14 protein-coding genes and 2 pseudogenes are annotated in these 16,696 nt (G+C 67.7%); 4 read left to right on the top strand and 12 right to left on the bottom strand.

The window, feature by feature from the left end; translation table 11 throughout:
• Positions 1-9: 9 nt before the first annotated feature.
• The 6 genes and pseudogenes from OX958_RS03445 to OX958_RS03420 form a co-directional block, all read right to left on the bottom strand.
• A complete protein-coding gene (locus OX958_RS03445; protein ID WP_077018662.1) occupies positions 10-195 on the bottom strand; it encodes a hypothetical protein in 186 nt (61 codons plus the stop codon).
• Positions 196-281: 86 nt separating this feature from the next.
• The gene (locus OX958_RS03440; RefSeq protein WP_270135660.1) at positions 282-419 is read right to left on the bottom strand and encodes a hypothetical protein; all 138 of its coding nucleotides are present in this window, start codon (positions 417-419) and stop codon (positions 282-284) included.
• Between the two features lie 165 nt (positions 420-584).
• A complete protein-coding gene (locus OX958_RS03435; protein ID WP_270135658.1) occupies positions 585-770 on the bottom strand; it encodes a hypothetical protein in 186 nt (61 codons plus the stop codon).
• Complete coding sequence (locus tag OX958_RS03430; RefSeq protein WP_270135656.1) at positions 770-2,788, bottom strand: hypothetical protein; 2,019 nt, start codon at positions 2,786-2,788, stop codon at positions 770-772. Before OX958_RS03430 ends, OX958_RS03435 begins: the two co-directional genes overlap by 1 nt.
• 127 nt (positions 2,789-2,915) lie before the next feature.
• Entirely contained in the window at positions 2,916-3,749 is an 834-nt protein-coding gene (locus OX958_RS03425; RefSeq protein WP_270135655.1) for an ABC transporter permease subunit, read from the bottom strand.
• Positions 3,746-4,573 (bottom strand): annotated as a pseudogene (locus tag OX958_RS03420) (ATP-binding cassette domain-containing protein); the annotation flags it as partial. The pseudogene OX958_RS03420 and the gene OX958_RS03425, both read right to left, overlap by 4 nt.
• Before the next feature lie 504 nt (positions 4,574-5,077).
• Here OX958_RS03420 and OX958_RS03415 point away from each other — a divergent pair.
• The 3 genes from OX958_RS03415 (at position 5,078) to OX958_RS03405 (ending at position 7,541) form a co-directional block, all read left to right on the top strand.
• A complete protein-coding gene (locus OX958_RS03415) occupies positions 5,078-5,572 on the top strand; it encodes an RDD family protein (RefSeq protein WP_270135652.1) in 495 nt (164 codons plus the stop codon).
• The gene (locus tag OX958_RS03410; protein ID WP_270135650.1) at positions 5,569-6,654 is read left to right on the top strand and encodes a winged helix DNA-binding domain-containing protein; all 1,086 of its coding nucleotides are present in this window, start codon (positions 5,569-5,571) and stop codon (positions 6,652-6,654) included. The genes OX958_RS03415 and OX958_RS03410 overlap by 4 nt, the downstream gene beginning before the upstream one ends.
• Positions 6,655-6,716: 62 nt before the next feature.
• Positions 6,717-7,541, top strand: coding sequence for an aldo/keto reductase (locus OX958_RS03405; RefSeq protein ID WP_270135649.1), 825 nt, complete (start codon positions 6,717-6,719; stop codon positions 7,539-7,541).
• Here the strand turns inward: OX958_RS03405 and OX958_RS03400 are convergent.
• Positions 7,534-8,418 carry a LysR family transcriptional regulator gene (locus tag OX958_RS03400; protein ID WP_270135647.1) on the bottom strand — a complete coding sequence of 295 codons (885 nt, stop codon included), beginning with the start codon at positions 8,416-8,418 and terminating at the stop codon, positions 7,534-7,536. The two genes, OX958_RS03405 and OX958_RS03400, sit on opposite strands and share 8 nt — an antisense overlap.
• 206 nt (positions 8,419-8,624) lie before the next feature.
• Between OX958_RS03400 and OX958_RS03395 the strand changes: the two genes are divergently transcribed.
• Positions 8,625-9,536 (top strand): LysR family transcriptional regulator, encoded by a 912-nt coding sequence (locus OX958_RS03395; RefSeq protein WP_270135646.1) that lies wholly within the window; start codon positions 8,625-8,627, stop codon positions 9,534-9,536.
• Here the strand turns inward: OX958_RS03395 and OX958_RS03390 are convergent.
• From OX958_RS03390 to OX958_RS35320, 5 genes and pseudogenes are all read right to left on the bottom strand, one after another.
• Entirely contained in the window at positions 9,519-10,778 is a 1,260-nt protein-coding gene (locus OX958_RS03390; protein WP_270135645.1) for a hypothetical protein, read from the bottom strand. The genes OX958_RS03395 and OX958_RS03390 overlap by 18 nt on opposite strands.
• 152 nt (positions 10,779-10,930) lie before the next feature.
• Positions 10,931-11,908, bottom strand: a complete 978-nt coding sequence (locus OX958_RS03385) for an XRE family transcriptional regulator (protein WP_270135644.1) — start codon at positions 11,906-11,908, stop codon at positions 10,931-10,933.
• Positions 11,908-14,286 carry a helix-turn-helix domain-containing protein gene (locus OX958_RS03380; RefSeq protein WP_270135643.1) on the bottom strand — a complete coding sequence of 793 codons (2,379 nt, stop codon included), beginning with the start codon at positions 14,284-14,286 and terminating at the stop codon, positions 11,908-11,910. Before OX958_RS03380 ends, OX958_RS03385 begins: the two co-directional genes overlap by 1 nt.
• Positions 14,283-16,373, bottom strand: coding sequence for a tetratricopeptide repeat protein (locus OX958_RS03375; protein WP_270135642.1), 2,091 nt, complete (start codon positions 16,371-16,373; stop codon positions 14,283-14,285). Before OX958_RS03375 ends, OX958_RS03380 begins: the two co-directional genes overlap by 4 nt.
• Before the next feature lie 150 nt (positions 16,374-16,523).
• A pseudogene (locus OX958_RS35320) lies at positions 16,524-16,664 on the bottom strand (helix-turn-helix domain-containing protein); the annotation flags it as partial.
• Positions 16,665-16,696: the final 32 nt, after the last annotated feature.

The raw sequence follows: 16,696 nt of genomic DNA, 5'->3' as shown, positions 1-16,696 counted from the left end.
GCGCTGCGGTCAGCCGCAGCTGGAGGTGCTGGTACTCGTCGAGCAGCAGCTCGAGGTGCTGCAGGAGCAGCAGCTGGAACAGCTGCAGGACGAGCTGGTGGCTGCGAGGTCGAGCGACGGATCGGTGATCTCGTCGACCTCGAAGGTGACGGCCTCGAGGTCGAGCAGTTCGAGGCCGAGCGACTGAGTGCTCATAGCGGTCTTCCTTTCTCTCTGCTGCGCGGCCGGTCAGCCGCGTCTGGGCGGAGCAGGTCGTACCGTGCCGGCGACAACCATGCCGGTCACTGCCGGCTGTCGCCGTCCTGCCGGGACACAACAGCGGCGATCAGCCGCCGCCGCACCCGGTGCTGGTGCTGGTCGAGCAGCAGCTGGACGTGCTGCAGGACGAGCAGCTGGAGCAGGAGCAGCTCGAGCTGCACCAACCGGCCGCGTCCTGGCCGAGGTCGATGATGTCCTCGATCTCGAACGTCGCGGTCTCGAGCACGAGCAGCTCTTCGCGAAGCGCCATGGTGATTCACCTCCTTCCTGGGCGGGTGGGGTCGCCGCCCGGCCGGGCGGCGGAACCTGGGGAGGCAGTACCGGGCTCAGCTGGTACTGCTGCAACTGCAGCTGGAGCATCCGCAGCAGCTGGACGTGCTGCAGGACGAGCAGCTCGACGTGCTGGTGCTGGAGCTGCACCAGCCGGCGGCGTCCTGGCCGACGTCGGCGATCTCCTCCACCTCGAAGGTGACGGTCTCCAGGGACAGCAGTTCGGCGGTCAGATCAGTCATTACGACTCCTTCGCGGCGAGGACGGACGAGCGGAAGAGCAGCACCCGGGCCACGGCGGTGACACCGGTCAGGTCGGGTGGCGTCAGGTCGACGACGGCGGCCCGGTGACCGGCGTCCGCGAGGGACGTCAGGATCCGGTCGTCGGCGATCGAAGTGGTGAGATCCGCCGCCTCGGCAGCGGCGTCGGGGCCGGCCGGCCGCAGCCCGCTGAGGTCGGCGTCCAGCCCGAGCCGGTGGTCGACGCGGGCGAACGGCGTACCGGTGAGCTGGCGTTCGCCGACCGCGGTGAGCAGCGCCGACTCGGCCGCCGCCACCCAGGAGCTCGCGGCCCGGGCCAGCCGCACCGTCCCGAGGCCATTGCTAATGGCAACTATCGCCACGGGGACGGTGCCGCGGCCGAACTGGAAGGAGACCTGCTCTCCGGCGGCGGTCAGTTCGTTGACCAGAATCATCAGGCGGCGGTGCTGCTGCGGATCGAGCGCCTGGGCAATGAGTTCGTCGGAGACCGGCAAGACCGTGAGCTCGCCGCGCGCCACGGCAGCGACAGCGGCTGATCCGGCTGCCGCAACGAGTGCTCGGGAGATCGTCTCGGCCTTGGTCGGCGCCGCGGCGAGTCCACCGAGATCGGGCTCGAACTCGGCTGCGTTCCAGTCCAGCGGTCCGGCCAGCACCGCAGCCCGGTCCAGAGCGAGCGGTGCGTTCGTTCCGATCTCGGCTGCTGCCGCCGGCGCCGGACGGGCCGGCCCGACACCCAACCAGGTCTCCAAGCGCTCCGGTACGACGTACTCCGCGTCCGACGCCGGCTCGCGCAACAGCCGGCAGCGCCGATGGAGGTTGAGCGCATACCGGACCGAGGCCGCTTCCAGTGCGGCCAGTCTGGCTTCCAGCACTGTCTCGACGCCGAAGGTCACCAGCGGCGCGGCGTCTGCGGCCGGAGCGAGCAGAACAGCCGTCTTCACCGGGATCTGCGGTACCGCGTCGTCATCGAACCGCCGCATCAGCCCGACCGTGTCGGCGACCACCGAGTCGAAGCGCCGGTACGCGGTCTCGACACTGTCCGCGGGAACGTCCTCGATCTCCGGGACCGAGGACGGCTCGACCGCGGGGTGGGCGACGACGTGCTCGGTGTGGACCGTCAGGCGGTCCGGATCGACCAGCACGACGGTCTCGTCCAGGTCGGACGGCATGCTTCCGGCCAGCTGCTTGAAGATCTCGAAGCCCACGACATTGAGCAGCATCGTGGACGCGACTCCTGGGAGGGCGGAGCCGGCCGGGGCCGAGGACGGTCCGGCGACCGCTGCTTGCCAGAGTTCCGCAGTACCGGACAGGCCGTTGTCACTCATTCGCAGGAGCGCTGACTGGATCGAGGCAGCTCCTTGCCAGGGACCGGCGACCAGTCGGTCACCGACCCGCACCAGCGGCAGGAACGCAGTACCGGCCTGTCTTGCTCGCGCCGCGAGGGAGAAGAGCTGTTGGGACGGTCCGTCCAGTGCCAGCAGACAGATCAGGTCCGCCGCTTCCTCTGTCTCCGCCGACGCCACCTTGACGAAACCCTCGCCCGCGGAGCCGACGCCGTTGGCGGTCAGCGCGGCGACCAGCGTGGCGGTCGCCTCGTGGTCCTCGCCGATCACCAGTACGCGGGCGGCGGCAACCCGGGCAAACCCGCTGCCGTCGTCGCCGTGGTGCTCGAGCAGCGCGATCTGGCTCGGGAAACTCGCCCGCACGGCTTCGTCCACTGCGGCCCCTTCGCCGTCGAGGACGACTCCACGGGAGGCCAGGGTGGAGAGCAACGACTTCACCGCGCCGACATGCGCCGCGGGCAGCCCGGCGACGATGTCCGTCAGCGAGTTGCTGCCGTCAAGATGCGGCAGCAGCGCCGACAGGTAGCGGTAGGCACCGGCGCCGCGGATGACGAAAGGGCCGTCGGCTCCCCGGACGTAGACGCCGTCGAGTGTTTCCAGGAAGGCCACGTCCTGGCGCATCCGCGGGCGGACGAGTTCATCGGGCGGGTTGGTCACGGTCGCTCCTCGGGCGGAAGAAAGACGTTCGGGGTCGGTGCGGTCGGTGCGGTCGTGCGGTCGGTGCGGTCGTGCGGTCGGTGCGATTGGTGTCGGCGGTGCGGTCGTGCGGTCGGTGCCGGTGCGGTCAGCTGATGTCGCGCCGGCGGATCAGGAGTGCGGCGACGGTGGTGCTCACGACGAGGTAGGCGACCAGGACGAGACAGGCCGCGGGGGTGCTCAGGTAGTCGACGACGCCGGGAGTGCCGCCGTCGCCCTGGGTCGGTGCGCCCAGCCCGCCGACCAGCGAACCGCTGGCCGAGCCGAGCAGGACGTACCGCACGGGTTCGAGTCCGGGCAGGATGCCGGCCAGCCCGGACAGCGCGTTCTCCAGGCCGAGGGTCCACAGCAGGCCGGCGGCCAGGGCGACCGTCGTACCGCGGAAGATCACGCCCAGCGCGGCGCCGACACTCATCCACGCGGCCGAGATCAGCGCTGCCGCACCGAGTGAGCCGGCCAGCGCACCGACCGACGGCCAGTCGGCGGACCGGCCTTCCAGCGCGCCGATCGTCGCGGCCGCGGCCACCGACGCAACGGCCGCGGCCGCCGCGATCACCGTGGTCGCGATCGCCGCGACGACGAGCTTGGCCAGCAGCACCTGAGCCCGGCCCGGTCCTTGGCTCAGCCGCGCGGTCCAGGTGCCCCACCGGTACTCCGAGCCGGTCACCAGGACGCCGAGGATGAGCATGATCGCCCCGCCGAACAAGGGATAACTGCTCAGTGAGGTGGACGCCACCGCGCCGGGCAGCAGGATGTCGAGCAGCTCGGCCCGCCCTGCCTCGGCCGGATCGAGAACGCTGTAGATGATGTACGGGACGACGAAGGCGAAGCCGACCACCATCAGGATCCAGGTGATCCCGATGACCAGCGGAGCCATCCGCTTGCGCAGCAGCAGGCCCTCGGCGGCGACGGCGTTGATCATGACTCCTCCGCGGACTGCTGCTCGTCGTGGTTGGTCAGCGCGAAGAAGACGCCTTCCAGGGTCTGCCGTTCGCGCCGGAGCTCGTGCACATCGATGCCCTCAGCAACCAATGCCCGGACCAGGCCGGGAATGTCGTCCGGGGTGGCTTCGAGATGCCAGTGCCGGTCGCCCGGATCGCCTGTCTCGACAGGTGTCCGGCCGGCGTACTCGGCGAGGACCCGGCCGGCCTGGTCGGCGGGCGTCGCCCACAGGTCGAGCGCGACGCTGCCCGGCTGGTCCCTGATCGCGGTCACGGTGTCGTCGGCGATCACCAGACCGCGGTCGATCACCACCACCCGGTCGCAGATCTGCTGCACCTCGCCGAGCTGGTGCGAGGAGAACAGCACCGTCGTCCCGGCCGCGCCGAGGCTTCGCACCAGCGAACGCATCGAGGCGACGCCTTCGGGGTCGAGGCCGTTGGTCGGCTCGTCCAGGATCAGCAGCTCCGGACCACCGAGCAGCGCCGCCGCGACGCCGAGCCGCTGGCCCATGCCCAGTGAGTAGCCGGTGAAGCGGTCACCGCCACGGTGCTGGAGCTCGACGACCTCGAGGACTCGGTCGACCTCGGCGTCGGGCAGTCCTCTGGCTCTGGCCAGGACCTGGAGGTTCGTCCGGCCGGACAGGTGCGGGATGAAGGCGGGAGTCTCGATCAGGGCGCCCGTGCGGCGCAGCGCGTCCGGCGTACCGGGCGGTTGGCCGAGCACGCTCACCGAGCCGCCGTCGGGGCGGACCAGGCCGAGCAGGATCCGCAACAGGGTGGTCTTGCCGGCGCCGTTCGGGCCGAGCAGTCCGTAGACCTGTCCGGGCAGCACTTCCAGGCTGACGCCGCGCAGCGCTTCGACCTTGCCGAACGCCTTCCGCACCCCGCTGACCTCGACGGTGGCGGCCGCCCTGGCGACTGCCGGCGGGCGTGACTGAGCGGTCTCGGTGGCCACGAGAACCTGCCTTTCGAGTCTGTTACATGAACAGAGAGAACCCATCGCACGAACTGCGATGAATTCAGGCTCCCCAGCCGGGCAAGAGGCTAACAGAACAATTCTCGGACGGCGAGAAGATCTTTTGCTCTGCTCATTTTCGTCAACAGATCGTCAAGCAGACAAGGGAAAACGCAGGACAGAGAGTCACCATGAAACCTGCGTCCGAACAAAGCTGAAATATTCATTTCAAATGCTCATTTGGTCGCGGAATTCACGAGCTCCGGAATTTGTCCAGTCGGCGCGTGGCGCGAATCCGGGCGGCCCGCCACCGGTTCGATCGATGGCCGGGCGGACGTGGCGTAATGTTCGGCCATGCTGACTGCACGGCGCGGCTTTGCCACGGCAATCGATTACACCTCCATGGCCGTTCCGCTCGGCCTGCTGGCGGTGACCGCAGTTCTGCGGCGGCGCCGGCACCCGGGCCGGCCACTCCCTGAGCCGTCACCGAAGAAGGTCCGGCTGCTGGTCGCGGCGGGTCTGACGTTGCCGCTGAGTGCCGCTCTGGCGGCCACCGAAGCGGCAGGCGGATCACTGGGCAAGCGGGCCATGAAGCTCACCCTGCGTGATGAGGCGGGTGCGGAACTGCCGTCGTACGCGCAGGCTCTGACTCGATCGCTGCTCAAAACAGCACTGCCCTGGGAACTGGGCCACCAGGCGGTCTGGGAGTTCCGGGCCGACAACACCCGGCGAGGCGCGGTGCTCGCCGGAGGCGCCTATCTGGCCCTCGGACTGCAGGCCGCCGCGATCCTCCGCGGCCGTCCCACCTACCCCGACCGCGTCGCCCAGACGCGCGTCACCTCCGCATGACCACCCTCAGCCCGCGGGCGATCAACCGCGCGACGCTGGCCAGGCAGCTGTTGCTGGAGCGGAGCGACCTCTCTGTCCCGCAGGCGGTCACGCAGCTCGCGGGACTGCAGGGCCAAGAGCCCAAGCACCCGTACGTCGGACTGTGGACCCGCCTGGCCGGCTTCACCGACGGCGACCTCACCGCCGCGGTCGAGGCCCGGGAAGTGGTGCGGGCCACGCTCTTCCGCGGCACCCTGCACCTGATTACCGCCGAGGACTACCTGCGGTTCCGGAACACGCTCAGCCCCGTGCTGGAGGCCGGACTGAAGCTGCTCGGCGATCGGGCCGCGGGACTGGAGCCCGAGAAGGTCGCCGCCGCGGCGCGCCAACTGCTGGCGGTGCGGCCGTTGACGTTCACCGAGGTGCGGGACGCCCTGCAGAAGCAGTTCCCCGAGGTGAACGACCGGGCGCTCGGCTTCTGCACGCGAATGCTGGTGCCGCTGGTCATCTCGCCGGCCGACACCCGCTGGGGCTGGACGGCCAACGCGCCGTTCACACCGGCCGAGCAGTGGATCGGCAAGAAGCTACGCCGGGCCGCGGTACCCGACGAGCTGGCCGTCCGTTATCTGGAGGCGTTCGGACCGGCCACCTCGGCGGACTTCCAGACCTGGTCGGGGCTGCCCCGGGCCAAGCAGCTGTTCGACTCGCTGAAGCTGGAGGCCTTCACCGACGAGAACGGCAAGACGCTGTACGACGTACCGGACTCGCCGCGGCCCGATCCGGACACCGTCGCACCGGTCAGGTTCCTGCCGGAGTTCGACAATCTGCTGCTCGCACACGCGAAACGCCAACGAATCATTGCCGACGAGCATCGTTCGGCGGTGTTCACCAAGAACCTGCGGGTGAAGTCGACGTACCTGGTGGACGGCCTGGTCGCCGGCCTGTGGAGCAGCGAGCGCAAGCGGGGCGTGGCCACTCTCACCCTGACCTCGTTCGGCCGGACGCCGAAGAAGACGGCGGCCGAGCTGGAGCGTGAGGGGACCGCGCTGCTGGGCTTCCTGGAGCCGGATGCGAAGACCTACGCGGTGGTTACGGCCAGTTGATGAGGTTGTTGTCACACGTCGGATGACTGGGCTGGAGGCCGGACTGCCAGTGAAATAGACGAATGAACACAGTCCCCATGATCACTCTGGACAACGGCGTCGAGATCCCGCAGCTGGGCCTGGGGGTGTGGCAGGTCGAGGACGAGGTCGTCACCGGCGTCGTCGAAGCAGCCTTCGAGGCCGGCTACCGGCACATCGACACGGCCGCGATCTACCGCAACGAGGCCGGTGTCGGCCGCGCCATCGCCACTTCCGGGCTGCCGCGCGAGGAGCTCTTCGTGACCACCAAGGTGTGGAACAGCGAGCAGGGCTACGACTCCACCCTGGCCGCCTTCGACGCGAGCCTGAAGCGGCTCGGCCTCGACCAGGTCGACCTCTACCTGATCCACTGGCAGGCCCTGAAGAAGGACAAGTTCGTCGAGACCTGGAAGGCCTTCGAGCAGCTGTACGCCGACCAGCGGGTCCGCGCGATCGGCGTCTCGAACTTCCACATCCCTGCCCTGAAAAGGCTTTTCGCCGAGACCGACCTGCGTCCGGCGGTGAACCAGATCGAACTGCACCCGGAGCTGCCGCAGGACGAGCTGCGGGCCTTCAACGCCGAGAACGACATCGTCACCCAGGCCTGGAGCCCGCTCGCCTCGGGCGGCCTGATCGACAACCCGGTCCTGGCGAAGATCGGCGCGAAGTACGGCAAGTCGCCGGCCCAGGTCGCGATCCGCTGGCACCTCCAGCTCGGCAACGTCGTCCTGCCGAAGTCCAAGACGCCCAGCCGGATCGCGGAGAACATCGCCGTGTTCGACTTCGCGCTGGACAACGAGGACATGGCGGCGATCGCCGACCTGGAAACCGGCGTCCGCACCGGCGGCGACCCGGACACCTTCAACTAGGCAGGTCCCGGACGAGCTGCAGGAACCGGCGCAGTACGGGTGAACGGTTGTCCGCCGACCAGGCCACGCAGAGCTCCCAGGGCGGCAGGTCGTCGGACAACTCGCGGTAGACGACGGCTTCGGGGTCGATCGGCGGGGTCGGCGCGATCAGCAGCGAGACCCCGAGACCGGCGGCGACCAGTGAGACGATCGTCTGGACGTCGGCGGCCTCCTGCACGATGCGCGGCGTGAAACCGGCGTACCGGCAGTGGCCGACGATCGCGTCGTGCACGGACGGGCCGGTGGCGCGGGTGTAGAGCACGAAGTTGTCGTCGGCAAGCTCCGCCAGCCGGACGCGCTTGCGCTTGGCCAGCGGGTGTCCGGCAGGCAGCGCCACGACCAGCGGGTCACTGGAGATGACTTCGGTGACCAGGCCTTCCACTGGGCTCGTCAGTGGCCGGAACAGCCCGACATCGATCCGGCCCTCGAGCAACGCCCGCGTCTGCAGGATCGTGGTCATCGTCTCCAGATCGAGTACGACGTCCGGCTGAGCCTCCCGGAACGCGCCGAGCAACCGCGGCAACGCCTCGAAGGTCGCCGACTGCACGAACCTCAGCCGCAACGTCCCCAGCTCCCCGCGATGCACCCGCTGCGCGTCGCGGGTGATCAGCCCGGCCTGCCCGAGCAACGCCTTCGCGCCGGTCAGGAAGGTCTCACCGGCAGCGGTCAGCACGAAGCGCTTCTTCACCCGCGCGAACAGCTCCACCCCGAGTTCGCGCTCCAGCGTCGCGATCTGCCGGCTCAGCGTCGGCTGGGTCAGATGCAGCCGGACCGCCGCCCGTCCGACGTTCAGCTCCTCGGCCACCACGACGAACGACTCCAGCAGACGCAGATCCATACTCCACATCATGCACCGGCCGCATGAACTTTGTGCATGACTTTCATTGGACGTATGAGCTGAGCCTCTTTAGCTTCGAAGCATGTACTTCTTCCCCATCACCGCCCTCCTCAAAGTCGCCGAGGAGGCGCGCTCTGGCCTGGCCGACGCCCCCGTCGTCCCGCACGACCCCCGCCCCACTTCACCTCTGTGCGAAGCTGACCCCCGTGATCGAAGTACGCCGGTTGCGAGTCCTGCGAGCACTTGCTGACCACGGCACCGTGACCGCGGCCGCCGAGGTCCTCCACCTGACCCCCTCGGCCGTCTCCCAGCAACTGGCCGCCCTGGAATCCGAAGTAGGCCAGGAGCTCCTCGAACGCCGCGGCCGCCGAGTAGCCATCACCTCCGCCGGCCGCCTGCTCCTCACCCACGCCGACACCATCCTCACCGAGGTAGAACGCGCCGAAGAAGCCCTCCGCCACCACGCCTCCGGCGCCACCGGCGAACTCCGGGTAGCAGCCTTCGCCACCGCCATCAGCCTCCTGGTCGCCCCCTCACTGGCCGACCTCCGCACCACCGCCCCCGGCCTCCACCTCGCAGTCCGGGACGCCGAAGGCCACCAGGCGATCACCCAACTCCTCGACGGCGAGGTCGAACTGGCGATCGCCGTGGAACACCGCGGCTCCCCTTCCCCCGAAGACCAGCGCCTGACCCGAATCCCCTTGTACGCCGAGCCTTTCGCCGCCATCCTCCCGGCCACCCATCCCGCAGCAACCGCCGGCCAACTCGACCTCACCACCCTGGCCACCGACGACTGGATCATGACGTCCGTCGGCAACCCCATCCGCGACGTCGTCCTGCTCGCCTGCGAACAAGCCGGCTTCGCCCCCCGAATAGCCCACCACTCCGACGACTACACCGCAGTAGCAGCCCTGGTAGCCGCCGGCGCAGGCGTCTCCCTGGTCCCCCAACTAGCCCTCCCCCACCCCGGCACCGCCGTCCTCCGCCCCCTCACCCCACCCACCCCCACCCGCCGCGTCTACGCCGCCCTCCGCACCGGCCACGCCGAAAACCCGTTGCTAAAAGCAACGATAGAGGCTCTCCGGAAGACTGCGGCCGCGCTACCGTTGAGCCCGTAGCAGCTCCCGCACCTCGTCAGCGCGGGGGTCAGCCATCCGGTCGTGCAAGACGACTGCCTCCTCCCACTCGGCCCGTGCCTCCGCCACCATCCCCAGCTCTGCCAGGGCCCGCCCGAGTTGATGCCGCTGATCCGCTTCGCGGTGCTCACCCGGGTACCGGACGGCGATAGCGAGTCCGTCGGTCAGGACTTCGCACGCTTTGACGTGGTCGCCCATGGCAAGCCAGACCGCGCCCATCTCGGTCAGAGCCACCACCTTGAGCACTTCGGCCTTCGCTTCGCCGGATTGCTCAAGGGCCTTCTCGAACACAGCCAGCGCCGCTTCGAACTGTCCGCTACTCCGGAGCGAGGCGCCCATCAGGATCCTGGCCAAGGCTGCAGTTGCCATTGTGGAGTTGGGCAACACCTCCAGAGCGCGATCGAACGTCTCCCGCTGCCGGGCAAAATCTCCCAGCTGCCCCGCCAGCATGCCCACGGTGAGATTGGCAGCGGACTCATAAGTTCCGGCGCCGGTCTCAACGATGATCCTGAGCGCTTCTTCGGCATCCTGCAGCCCCTCGGCCGTCCGCTGCAGATAGAACAGCGCCGAAGCCCGGTTGACCAGGGACTCGGACAGCCGGGTCGGCTCCGCGATCGCGCGAGCCAGCGGTAGATCGACATCGCTCCAGCGCAGCCCTTCGCTGAACATGCCGAGGCCGCCGCAGGCGAAGGCCATCTGAGCCAGCCGGCCGTGCTCCAATCTGGGGTCGAGCTCGATCGGGAGATCGATCACCATCGACATCACCTGGTGGAACTCGCTGAACCGCATCAGCCCGCGGCTGAGGTACGGCATCCCCACTGCGATCTGTACCGCCGTCAGGCGATCACGTTCGTCCCCGTCGCAGGCAGCGCGGACCAGCCGGACCAGGTTCGGTAGCTCCACCTTGAGCCACTCAAGGATTCCCTGCCGGTCCGACAGCTCGTCCGCATCGGCCGACCAGGACGGTCCCGCCCAAGCCCCGTACAGATCCACCACATTGTCGACCAGCCCGACGTACCGCCACAGCATGCCTCGATAACACCCCAGCTCGCGACGAAACGCCTCCCCGAGCTCGTGATCGGTCAGAGTGGTGCGCGCCAGATCCCGACCGACATCCCTGACCAAGTCGTGCAAGCGATAGCGATGCAGCGCCGACGTCTCCACCAGATGCAGATCAACCAACCGCTCGACCAACTCCTCGGTCTCGTCGAGCGATCGACCCAAAACCTTGGCTGCAGCCCGCAGCGGAAACCAGTCACCATCGAACAACGCCAGCAAAGGAAACGCCTCAACGGCTGCAACGTCGAGCGCCTTACCCGCACTCAGAGCCGCCAACGAAACCGCAATCGTCTTGTTGACGACGCCATCGGGGCCGGTCAGGAGATCAGCCGCCCGTCATCATCCGCGAGCCGAGAAGCCAGCTCCTGCAGCGATCGCGTGCTCTGACCACCAGCGATTCGGATCGCCAGAGGCAACCGACCACATCGCTCAACGATCTGTACCGCCGCCTCCAGATCCCCAGCGGCCAAGGACCGCCCAACGACCTCACCGAGCAACTGCAGAGCATGATCCTGATCCAGGACGTTCAGATCGATCCGCTGAGCACCCGGCAGTTCGGACAGCCGCTGCCTGCTGGTGATCACGACCGCCGCGCTCGCCGTACCGGGGATCAAGGGAAGAACCTGGGCGACGGAAGCCGCATCATCAAGAACCAGCAACATGCGCCTCCCCGCGATGGCCGTCCGATACCGGCCCGCAAGAACTTCCACGTCCAACGTACCGACCGGCGGCACCCCCAACGAGTGCAGCAACACCTGCAGAACATCCGCGGTATTACGAGGTTCGGCACCGCCGCCGCGTAGATTCACATAGAGCTGACCATCCGGGAAGCCACCAGCCACAGCGTGCCCCGCATGCACGGCCAGCGTGGTCTTGCCGACCCCACCCATCCCCGAGACCACCGCGATCTGCACACCCACCGCATGGCCTGTCCTCGAGTCCACGGCTTGGGTCAGCCGTTCAAGCTCCCGACCACGACCGGTGAAGTCAGCAACATCCAAAGGCAACTGCTGCGGAACCCCTTGCTGGGCATCCCTTCTCGAGGTAGGCCGCTTCGCAGCAACCACCAATCGCCGGGCGTCAACCTCCGGCAACTGCAACGCCGCTACGAGCTGGCCAATAGTCTCCGGCCTCGGATACCGCCGTCGCCCGATCTCCAACAGCCGGACCGCACCCACACTGAGCTCCGCCTTCTCAGCCAGAGCCTCCTGCGTCAGCCCAGCCCGAACCCGAAACCGCCGAAGCAACCCACCCACATCCGCAACAGGCCCCGCCTGCTGCCCCTCGCTGCTCATCAAGCCTCAACCCCCAAGCCTGCCAGCAACGCAACAACTTCCTCCGCCCGAGGATCAGCCACCTGCCGGTACTGCGTGAGCGCAAACCCCCACTCTTTACGTGCCTCCGGCAACGACCCGAGGCCGGCCAGCGCCCGGCCGAGGTAGTGACGGAGCGCCGGCTCCCGGTTGTCCGAGGGGAAGCGGCGGGCGATCTCCAGACCGGCTTCCAGCACCTCCCGAGCCTTCTCGTAGTCACCCAGCTCCAGCCAGGTACAGCCGAGTTCGCGCAGCTGGTCCGATTCGGAGACCTCGTACTTGCCCTCGCGGGCTCCGGCAAGGGCAGCTGTCAGGACAGCGAGGGATGCCTCGTACTGACCCGTCTCCTGCAGCGCGCGGCCAATCAGGGAGCGGTGCGTCACCGCCTGCCCGAGGGACGAGTGGGTGGGCATCAGTGCAAGCGCCCGGTCGAACGCCGCACGTTGCCGATCGAGGTCTCCGAGCCAGCCCGCGACCGCGCCTACCGCGACATTGGCGCCGACCTCGAACCTGCGGATGTCGTGCTTCTCGACCAGAGCCAGCCCTTCCTCCGCGTGCGGCATGCCTTCGGCGGGTCGTCCGATCCGCCCGAGGTCGTGGCCCAGGTCGACGAGACAGATCGCCAACTGGGTCGGGTTGCCCAGCTTTCGGGCCAGCGGCAGCGCCTCCTGACGCCACTGAACTCCGTCCTCGTAAAGACCGAGCGAGCCTGCCCTCCCACCCATCTGGTAGATCCGTCCGACTTCGAGGCGCGGGTCCAGCTCGAGAGGAAGCCGGACGACTGCTGCCAAGGCTTCGTAGGCCTCGCCGAACCGCATCAAGCCCCCGGCCAGTCGTGGCATGCCGAGCGCCATCCGGACCGCGGTCAACTGATCCGCCGCATCGCCGCCGGCGGCCGACCTGATCAGGCGAACCAGGTTGGGGAGCTCGTCGCTGAGCCAGGCGAGCACCTGCTCCCGCTCGAGCACGTCCTCCGCACCCGTCGACCAGGCCGACTCTTCCCTCGAGCCGTACATGTCGTCGAATCCGGCGATATCGTCCAGCCGCCACAACATGCCGAGGTAGCACATGAGTTCACGCCGCCAGGCTTCCACCTGCGCCGTCTCCGCCACCTGTTCCCGCCCAAAGTCACGAACGAGGTCATGCATCCGGTACTGGCGCAGGGCCGGCGTTTCCAGCAGATGAACATCTACCAGCCGTTCAAGCACGTCCTCGGTTTGGTCGAGCGGCAGGTCCAGCACCTTCGCCGCAGCTCTCAAGGGGAAGTGGTTGCCTTCGAACAACGCCAGCAAGGGGAACGCTTCAGCACACCGCAGGTCGAGTGGACGATCGGTCCGGGCGAGCGCTCGTAGAGACAGAGCGATAGTTGCCCGAACTCCGCCTCCGAGCCCATCGCTCAACGCGTCGAGTCTGCTGTCACCGTCGGACAACAGATCAACCAGAACAGCCATGCCCCCAACGGATCGGCCGGAAGGATGAGCACCAGCGATCCGAATCGCCAACGGCAGCAACCCACAACGCCGTACGAGTTCCCGCGCAGCCTCCGGCTCGGCGGCGACTCGCTCCTTCCCCGCAACCTCGCCCAGCAGGCTCAGCGCCTCATCTTCCGTCAACACCTCCAGCGCCAGATAGTGCACACCGGGGAGGGCAGTCAGTTGTTTGCGGCTCGTGATGACGACGGCCGATCCACGAGTCCCAGGAAGCAGGGGCAGTACCTGGTCGAGACTGGCAGCATCATCCAGCAGTAACAGCACCCTTCTATACGCGAGAGCGGTCCTGTACCGGCCGACGGCTTGGTCGATATTGTCAGGGTCGTCGCCGAGCGGGACACCGAGGCTTCGCAGTACGGCAGACAGCGCGTCGGGCGTGCTCAGCGGACTTCGGTCACCGCCACCCAGGTTCAGATAGAGCTGCCCGTCCGGGTAGTCGTCGGCCACCAGATGACCGGCTTTGATCGCCAGCGCCGACTTGCCGACCCCTCCCATCCCACCTACCGCGGAGATGATCACAGCCGGGCTGTCATCACTCGCCCGAAGCACGCGAACCAGGTCGTCCAACTCCTGAACGCGACCGGTGAAGTCCTTGATCGGCGGCGGTAGGTGCCGAGGGCCAGCGTCACCCATCCGCCGACTCGCCGCGTCACTGAACTCCTTCCGCTCAGCTGCCGAAAGCCCGAGCGCCTCCGTCAGCAGGTCGATCGTCACCGGTCTGGGATGCCGTCGACGGGCGTTCTCCAAGGCCGAGATGGCTTGTGCGCTGAGGCCTGCGGCCTCAGCCAGCGCCTCTTGGGTAAATTTCGAGCGGAGCCGGAAGCGGCGAAGAAGCGAGGCCACATCCGACCTGTGGTCATCGTTCGTCATACGGTCTCCGCTTCCAGACCCGCCAGCAACCCGACCACTTCCTCCGCCCGAGGATCAGCCATCCGCCGGTACTGCGCCAGCGCTTGTTCCCACTCCGCCCGAGCTTCCGTCTGGCGGCCGAGGCCCGCCAAAGCCTGTCCGAGATAGTGCCGTATCGGCGGCTCGCGGTGGTCCTTGGGGAATCGCAAGGCGATTTGCAGTGCGGATGTCAGCACCTCGTAGGCCTTCGGCCAATCGCCGAGCGCCAACCAGGTACAGCCAAGTTCTCTGAGCAGATCCGCTTCGGCGATCTCAAGCTTTGCCGCTCGAGCATCTGCCATCGCACCGGTCAACACATTCAGGGACGCCTTGTACTGCCCCGCCTCCTGCAGGGAGCGACCGATCAGCGAGCGGTGACCGGTCGACGGCGGTCCGCCGAGCGCAGAACGCGAAGGCATCAGGGTCATCGCCCGATCGAAGGCCGTACGTTGTCGCTCCAGATCACCGAGCCAGCCTGCCAGCGCACCGACGGCCACGTTGGCGCCGACCTCGAACCGCCGAATCTGACCGCGTTCGACGACAACGAGCGCCTCCTCCGCATACGGCAGCCCCTCGTCCGCCTGTCCGATCCGGCCGAGGCCGTACCCAAGATCGATCAGGCCGGCCACCAGCTGAACGGGATCTGCCAAATCCCTGGCCAGGACAACTGCTTTCCGGTTCCAGGGAATTGCCAACTCGTAGAGCCCTAACGCCTGATGCAGGGCACCCATCTGATAGAGCCGAGCGGTCTCGAGACGTGGGTCTACAGGCAGGGGAATCTCGACGATGGCCGTCAGGGCCGCGTAGACCTCACCAAAACGCGCCATTGCCATCGCCAGACGCGGCAGGCCGAGTGCCATCCGTACTGCCATCAGTCGCTCGTCAGCATCGCCGGCCGCCGCTGTCCAGATCAGCCGGACCATATTGGGCAGTTCATCGCAGAGCCAATCAGCCACGTCCTGGCGATCGACCAAGTCTTCAGCGCCTCTCGACCACCGGGCGTCGGTCTGCAAGCCATAGATGTCCGGCTGACCAAGGATTTCGTCCAGCCGCCACAGCACTGCGAGATAGCAGGCTCTCTCCCGGTTGCGGAAGTCGGTCAGCTGCGAGCCGGTGAACTCGGCCCGAGCGAGTACCCGGCCGACGTCGCGGACGAGGTCATGCATCCGGTACAGCTGCGGCGCCATGGTCTCCACGAGATGAACGTCGACGAGGCGCTCCAGCAGCGCTTCCGTCTCTTCGAGTGGCTTGTCCAGAACCTTCGCGGCTACTCGTAGCGGGAAGTGATCGCCGTCGAAGAGTGCCAGTACCGGAATAGCCTTCGCGGCCGCCGCGTCATCCGGTCGGCTGTTCCGTTCGAGCTGAGCGAGTGAGACCAGCACGCTGCGGTTCACCGCTGCTCCTGAGCCGGTCAACAGCTCTTCTCGGCCGCTCTCCTCCGCGAGCTGGGTGACCAGACCCCTCAAGCTTTCTGCGCTCCTGGCGGACTGGCCTGCGATCCGGATCGCCAGTGGCAGGTAGCCGCAGCGGCGGACGATCTCCTTCGCGGCGTCGAACTCCTCGACGACGCGGGACTGCCCGGCTACCTCTTCGAGCAGACGCAATGCCTCCGACTCCGTCATCACGTCGAGGTCGAACCGTCGAATACCAGGCAGTGCGGCCAACTGCTGTCGACTGGTGATCACAACGGCTGTGCCCGGACTACCGGGCATCAGTAGACGCACCTGCTCCACGCTCGCTGCGTCGTCCAGCAACAACAGCACCCGTCGGCCCGCCAAGGCCGACCGGTACCGTGCGGCGGTCACCTCCAGATTGCCGGCTTCGCCCGTCGGGCGTACTCCGAGCGCCTGCAGCATCACGCCAAGTGCGTCCGCAGTGCTGAGCGGCTTGGTTCCACCACCGCGCAGGTTCACCAAGTACTGCCCGTCAGGGAACTCCGCCGCCACCAGCTGAGCGGCTTGAACCGCTAGCGTCGTCTTGCCGATCCCGCCCATTCCTCCGATCGCCGAGATGACGATGCCGGGCGAGGCGGCGTACGGCGACCGCATCAACTGGACGAGCTCGTCCAACTGACTCGACCGGCCAGTGAAATCAGCGATGGGCGGAGGGAGCTGGAGGGTGCCCGCTTCCGGACGACTCGCGACTCGTTCGAAAAGTCGCGAGTCGGCTTCCGTGAGGTCGAGAGCCTTGGCAAGTCCATCGATCGTGGTCGGCCGAGGATGACGCCTACGCCCTCCTTCAATCGCCCTGACCGCCTCTGCGCTCAAGCCCGCCGCCTCGGCGAGGGCTTCTTGGGTGAGGCCCGCGCGGGTTCGGAAGTGGCGTAGTAGCCGAGCTACGTCGGAATGTGGGGCGGGCATGTGGGTGGCTCCAGGCTTCGGGGGCGGATGCC

The sequence above is a fragment of the Kribbella sp. CA-293567 genome (assembly GCF_027627575.1).
In the GTDB taxonomy this organism is placed as follows: domain Bacteria; phylum Actinomycetota; class Actinomycetes; order Propionibacteriales; family Kribbellaceae; genus Kribbella.
The sequence above is the reverse complement of the archived record's forward strand: the minus strand, read 5'-3'. Positions and strand labels throughout refer to the sequence as shown.

Coding starts and splice junctions, on each gene's coding strand:
- OX958_RS03405 (WP_270135649.1), top strand. CDS start 6,717: ATGAACACAGTCCCCATGATCACTCTGGACAACGGCGTCGAGATCCCG.
- OX958_RS03445 (WP_077018662.1), bottom strand. CDS start 195: ATGAGCACTCAGTCGCTCGGCCTCGAACTGCTCGACCTCGAGGCCGTC.
- OX958_RS03415 (WP_270135652.1), top strand. CDS start 5,078: ATGCTGACTGCACGGCGCGGCTTTGCCACGGCAATCGATTACACCTCC.
- OX958_RS03435 (WP_270135658.1), bottom strand. CDS start 770: ATGACTGATCTGACCGCCGAACTGCTGTCCCTGGAGACCGTCACCTTC.
- OX958_RS03380 (WP_270135643.1), bottom strand. CDS start 14,286: ATGACGAACGATGACCACAGGTCGGATGTGGCCTCGCTTCTTCGCCGC.
- OX958_RS03385 (WP_270135644.1), bottom strand. CDS start 11,908: ATGAGCAGCGAGGGGCAGCAGGCGGGGCCTGTTGCGGATGTGGGTGGG.
- OX958_RS03400 (WP_270135647.1), bottom strand. CDS start 8,418: ATGGATCTGCGTCTGCTGGAGTCGTTCGTCGTGGTGGCCGAGGAGCTG.
- OX958_RS03410 (WP_270135650.1), top strand. CDS start 5,569: ATGACCACCCTCAGCCCGCGGGCGATCAACCGCGCGACGCTGGCCAGG.
- OX958_RS03425 (WP_270135655.1), bottom strand. CDS start 3,749: ATGATCAACGCCGTCGCCGCCGAGGGCCTGCTGCTGCGCAAGCGGATG.